This is a genomic window from Candidatus Pelagibacter communis, assembly GCF_001180185.1.
In the GTDB taxonomy this organism is placed as follows: domain Bacteria; phylum Pseudomonadota; class Alphaproteobacteria; order Pelagibacterales; family Pelagibacteraceae; genus Pelagibacter; species Pelagibacter ubique_F.
Map to the genome: position 1 here is coordinate 23312 of NZ_CVSS01000024.1, position 6061 is coordinate 29372.

Sequence of the window (6061 nt, forward strand, 5' to 3'; positions counted from 1 at the left end):
CTAAATTTTTATTTCTACATCAACTCCTGAGGCTAAATCTAACTTCATCAAAGCCTCAACTGTTTGTGGTGTTGGTTCTACAATATCAATTAATCTTTTGTGAGTTCTTGACTCAAATTGTTCTCTACTTTTTTTATCTATATGAGGAGATCTTAAAACTGTATATCTTTCTATCTTAGTCGGTAAAGGTATTGGACCCTTTATTGTTGCTCCTGTTCTTTTTACTGTATTAACAATTTCTTCTGTTGAAGCATCAAGAATCTTATTATCATAAGCCCTTAGTTTAATTCTAATATTTTGTTTTTCCATATTATCCAGCTACCTTTTTGGTTACTTCATCCTGAACATTCTGAGGGACTTTAGAATAATGATCAAAGAACATTGAATATTGAGCTCTTCCTTGTGACATTGACCTTAAATTATTTATATAACCAAACATGTTTGCGAGCGGCACCATCGCAGTAATGACTGTCGCATTACCTCTTTGCTCCTGTGTGCTTATCTGGCCTCGTCTACTATTTAAATCACCAATTACATCCCCCATGTAATCTTCTGGAGTAACAACTTCAACTCTCATTATTGGCTCTAAAAGTTTTAAACCACCTTGAGTACATGCCTCTTTAAAACAAGCTCTACTTGCTAATTCAAATGCTAAAACACTAGAGTCCACATCATGATGTAGTCCATCGACTATGGTCACCTTATAATCAATTAGTGGAAAACCTGCTAAAATTCCACTATCTGAGACCGTTTCAATTCCTTTTTCAACACCAGGAATAAATTCTTTTGGTATAGCTCCCCCTTTAATGGCACTTTCAACATCTCTACCTTTGCCTGGTTCTTGCGGTTCTACAAATAATTTAACTTTAGCAAATTGACCTGCACCACCACTTTGTTTTTTATGTATGTATTCAAATTCAGCTGATTTTTCAATTGTTTCTCTATATGCTACCTGTGGGGCTCCAACGTTTGCTTCAACTTTAAACTCTCTTTTCATTCTATCAACAATGATATCTAAATGTAGCTCACCCATACCTTTTATAATTGTTTGACCAGACTCTTCATCGGATGAAACTCTAAAAGATGGGTCTTCTTTTGCTAGTCTAGCTAAAGCTTCACCCATTTTTTCTTGGTCACCTTTTGTTTTTGGCTCAACAGCGATTTCAATTACTGGGTCAGGGAATTCCATTGGCTCAAGCAAAACAGCACTTTCTTCATCACATAAAGTATGGCCGGTTATAGTATTTTTTAAGCCAGCTAAAGCTACAATATCACCTGCATTAGCTTCTTTTATGTCTTCTCTAGAATTGGCATGCATCAAAAGCATTCTTCCAACTCTTTCCTCTTTTTCTTTTGATGAATTATAAATTCCAGTTCCAGATTTTATTGTACCTGAATAAATTCTAATAAAAGTTAAGGATCCTACAAATGGATCATTTGCAACTTTGAATGCTAAGGCTGAAAAAGGCGCTTTATCGTCAAATTTCATCTCTATTTCTTCATCTGAGCCTACTTTAGATCCTTTAATTGAACCAATATCAACAGGACTTGGAAGATAGTTAACAACTGCATCAAGTAATGGTTGAACGCCTTTGTTCTTAAAAGCTGAGCCAGTTAAAACTGGAACAAAATCAAAATTTAAAGTTCCTTTTCTTATACATTTAATTAAGTCTTCTTCACTTAATTCATCACCATTTAAATATGACTCCATTAATTTTTCATCTTGTTCCACAGCCAACTCAACTAACTCAGTTCTATATTTTTGAGAAATTTCTTTTAAATCGTCTGGAATATCTTTATATTCCCATTCAGCACCTAGGGCTTCATTTTTCCATACTTGAGCTTTCATTTTTACAAGATCTATAACTCCTGATAAAGATGACTCAATACCTATAGGCACTTGAATTACTAATGGTTTTGCACCCAATCTATCTTTAATCATTTCAACACATCTAAAGAAATCTGCTCCTGTTCTATCTAATTTATTTACAAAACAAATTCTTGGGACCTTATATTTATCCGCTTGTCTCCATACTGTTTCAGACTGAGGTTCAACACCTGCTACACCATCAAAAACAGCTACAGCTCCATCCAAAACTTTTAAAGATCTTTCAACCTCGATTGTAAAATCTACGTGACCTGGGGTATCAATGATATTAATCCTATGATCTTGCCAGAAACAAGTAGTTGCAGCAGATGTAATTGTTATACCTCTCTCCTGCTCCTGTTCCATCCAATCCATTGTTGCTGCACCATCATGAACCTCGCCTATCTTATGACTTTTGCCTGTGTAATAAAGAATTCTTTCTGTAGTCGTAGTTTTACCAGCATCAATGTGAGCCATGATACCAATATTTCTATATTTATCTAATGTATGCGTTCTGGCCATATCTATTACCACCTAAAATGAGCAAACGCTTTATTTGATTCTGCCATTTTGTGAACATCTTCCCTTTTTTTAACCGCTGCTCCTTTTTTTTCATAAGCATCATATAACTCATTAAAAATTTTATCAGACATATGTTTATCTTTTCTTTTTCTTGCAGAATCAACAAGCCATCTAATTGCTAACGCTTGAGCTCTTTTACTTTTAACTTCTACAGGCACTTGATATGTTGCACCACCAACTCTTCTAGACCTTACTTCAACAGTAGGTTTAATATTGTTAATTGCTTCATTAAAAATATTGATGGGCTCTTCTTTTGTTTTTGTTTTAATCTTATCAATTGCTTCGTAAACTATTTTTGCTGCAACTCCTCTTTTACCGTCATACATTATGTTGTTTATTAGTTTTGGAATAATAGTTGAATTGAATTTTGGATCAGGTGTAACATTTTTTTTTGGTTGTGTTTTTTTTCTTGACATTTGTTACTTTCCTTTTTTTGTTCCGTATAATGATCTTCTCTTTTTTCTATTAGCAACGCCTTGAGTGTCTAGATTTCCTCTTAAAATATGATAACGGACTCCAGGTAAATCCTTTACTCGACCACCTCTAATTAAAACAACAGAGTGTTCTTGTAAATTATGACCTTCACCAGGAATGTAAGCTGTAACTTCAAATCCATTTGAAAGTCTCACTCTTGCAACTTTTCTTAGAGCCGAATTAGGTTTTTTTGGAGTGGTTGTATACACTTTAACACAAACTCCTCTTTTTAAAGGTTGCTTCTGTAATGCAGGCACTTTATTCCTTTTAGTTTGTTTAATTCTTTTATTTTTTAGCAATTGATTAATAGTCGGCATAATTTTTTAATATTTAGTTGTTTTTGAATAGAATAACTGACAGGTTATTAATGGCAGCGTTTAGTGTCTAAGTTAACACTACATTCCAACCAAAAACATCGCCAAAATACTTATTAATTTGACTTTGTCAAACTAAAACTAAATATACTTGATAAAATTTTTATTGATTTACTGGGGTTTCTGGAGACTCTATTTTTTCTTGTTCAGATAAAAATTTATTGTCATCCTCTAGGGCTTTTTTGTTCCATTTACTCTTTATATTACCTGTTCCTGCAGGCACTAATCTTCCAACTATGACATTTTCTTTAAGACCATTTAATGGATCAACTTTTCCTTTTATTGCTGCATCAGTTAATACCCTAGTTGTTTCCTGAAAAGATGCAGCTGATATAAATGACTCTGTTTGTAATGAGGCTTTTGTAATACCCATCAAAACCCTTTCACCAATAGCTGGTGTTTTGCCTTCTGCTTTTAATTTTTCATTGTTATTATCAAATTTAATTCTATCGATTATTTCACCTGGTAAATAAGAAGAGTCTCCTGAGTTTTTCACTTCAATTTTCTTTAACATTTGTCTCAAAATGGTTTCGATATGTTTGTCATTAATAATCACACCTTGTAATCTATAAACTTCTTGTACTTGATTTACAAAATATTCAGTCAAATCTTTAATTCCCATAATTCTCAAAATATCATGTGGTAATGGTTGACCGTCTAAAAGATATTCTCCTTTTTTTATTTTTTCTCCTTGATTAAAGTTAATGTGTTTACCCTTTGGAATTAAATAATTTGAAGGCTCTTTACCATCTTCAGGAACAATTGATACTCTTTGTTTGCCTCTCACCTCTTTACCAAATACAACCTGACCATCATTTTCAGCAATAATTGCACTATCTTTTGCTTTTCTTGCCTCAAATAGTTCAGCTACTCGAGGTAATCCCCCAGTAATATCTTTTGTTTTGGTTGTTTCTTTTGGTAATCTTGCAATAACATCTCCAGCTGAAACTTTTTGACCGTCTTTGACAGATAAGATTGAGTCAGGGACAAGATAATATCTAGCCTCATTATCATCTGCTTTTTTGATTACATTACCTTTATCATCTCTCAAAGTAATTCTAGGTTTTAAATCTGTGCTTTTTGATTGAGATCTCCAATCGATTACTGATTTAGATGAAATTCCTGTTGCATCATCTATTGTTTCCTGTATTGAAACACTGTCAATTAAATCAACATAACTTGCTATACCACTCTTCTCAGCTATTACTGGAGTTGTATATGGATCCCATTCACAAATTTTTGTATTCGCCTTTACTTTATCTCCATTTTTGAAAAATAATCTTGAACCATATGCAACTTTATAAATTGCAACTTGCACACCATTATTATCCTCAATTGATAATTGAGTATTTCTACCCATTACTATTAAATTTTTCTTTGAGTCCTCTAAAATATTTGAGTTTATAATCTTAAGCGTTCCCTCGTTCTTGGTAATAATTTGTGAGTCTTGTTTTACGGATGCAGTGCCTCCAACGTGAAATGTTCTCATTGTTAATTGTGTTCCTGGTTCTCCAATAGATTGGGCTGAAATCATTCCAATAGCTTCACCAACATGAACCATTTTTCCTCTAGATAAATCTCTTCCATAACATGTAGCACAAACCCCCTCTTTGGAACCACACGTCATAACTGAAAATACTTTTAGGGATTTAATTCCAGCAGCATCAATTTGGTCACAAGCGGTTTCATCTATCATAGAGGATTTTTTGATTATAACTTCACCTGTAATAGGATTTTTTACATCAGCTGCAGTGACTCTTCCAAGTGCTCTTTCTGATAAACTAACAACAACATTTCCTCCTTCTAAAATCTCTGATAATTCAATAAAGCCTGGTTTTTCACATTTTACTTTTGTTATTGTTAAATCTTGTGCAACATCACATAATCTTCTTGTCAAGTATCCAGAACTTGCAGTTTTTAAAGCTGTATCTGCTAAGCCCTTTCTAGCTCCATGAGTAGAGTTAAAATACTCCAGAGCGGTTAATCCTTCCTTAAAATTAGAGATAATTGGGCTTTCAATAATCTCTCCTGAGGGTTTTGCAATTAAACCTCTCATACCAGCTAATTGTTTCATCTGAGCAGCAGAACCACGTGCACCACTATCAGCCATCATAAATACTGAATTAATTTTTAAACCCTCAGAAGTTTTTTCTGTTGCTGAAATACCTTTCATCATTTCACCAGCAACTCTATCAGTACATTTAGACCATGCATCAACTACTTTGTTGTATTTTTCACCTCTGGTAATTAGTCCTTCAGCATATTGAGTTTCATAGTCTGCTATTAATTTTTTTGTATCATCAATTAATTGTGTTTTATTCTCTGGAATTACAAGATCATCTTTACCAAAAGAGATACCTGCTTTGAAAGCATGCTTGAATCCCAAGTCTTTTAACTTATCACAAAAAATGACTGTAGTTTTTTGTCCACAAAATCTAAATACAATATCAATTACTTCTGATACAACTTTTTTAGGTAATAACCTATCTATTAAAGAAAATTTAATATCTTTGTTTTTTGGTAATAAATTTGCTAATAAAAATCTTCCTGCTGTGGATGTATATTTTTCATATTTTTTATTACCATTTTCATCGATTGTTTCAAATCTTGAAATGATTGTACTATGAACTTTTATTTGTCCTGAGGATAATGCAAATTCTATTTGATCTGCATCTGTAAAATAACCTGCGGCTTTATCATTATATGGTTCTTGAGATAAATAATAAATACCCAATATCATATCTTGACTTGGAACAATTATTGG

4 protein-coding genes and 1 pseudogene are annotated in these 6061 nt (G+C 33.0%); all 5 read right to left on the reverse strand.

Going from position 1 to position 6061, the window contains the following annotated elements; genetic code table 11:
* The gene (gene rpsJ, locus AMN95_RS02095) at positions 1–309 is read right to left on the reverse strand and encodes a 30S ribosomal protein S10 (RefSeq protein ID WP_075501282.1); all 309 of its coding nucleotides are present in this window, start codon (positions 307–309) and stop codon (positions 1–3) included.
* A 1-nt stretch (position 310) separates the two neighbouring features.
* Entirely contained in the window at positions 311–2389 is a 2079-nt protein-coding gene (gene fusA, locus AMN95_RS02100; protein WP_075522351.1) for an elongation factor G, read from the reverse strand.
* Between the two features lie 5 nt (positions 2390–2394).
* Complete coding sequence (rpsG, locus tag AMN95_RS02105; protein WP_075522352.1) at positions 2395–2865, reverse strand: 30S ribosomal protein S7; 471 nt, start codon at positions 2863–2865, stop codon at positions 2395–2397.
* Positions 2866–2868: 3 nt separating this feature from the next.
* Positions 2869–3240, reverse strand: coding sequence for a 30S ribosomal protein S12 (rpsL, locus tag AMN95_RS02110; protein ID WP_075522353.1), 372 nt, complete (start codon positions 3238–3240; stop codon positions 2869–2871).
* Between the two features lie 160 nt (positions 3241–3400).
* Positions 3401–6061, reverse strand: a pseudogene (locus tag AMN95_RS02115) (DNA-directed RNA polymerase subunit beta'); the annotation flags it as partial.

Excerpts from the sequence above, each read along its gene's own strand:
- rpsJ (WP_075501282.1), bottom strand. The coding sequence starts at position 309 with ATGGAAAAACAAAATATTAGAATTAAACTAAGGGCTTATGATAATAAG.
- fusA (WP_075522351.1), bottom strand. The coding sequence starts at position 2,389 with ATGGCCAGAACGCATACATTAGATAAATATAGAAATATTGGTATCATG.
- rpsG (WP_075522352.1), bottom strand. The coding sequence starts at position 2,865 with ATGTCAAGAAAAAAAACACAACCAAAAAAAAATGTTACACCTGATCCA.
- rpsL (WP_075522353.1), bottom strand. The coding sequence starts at position 3,240 with ATGCCGACTATTAATCAATTGCTAAAAAATAAAAGAATTAAACAAACT.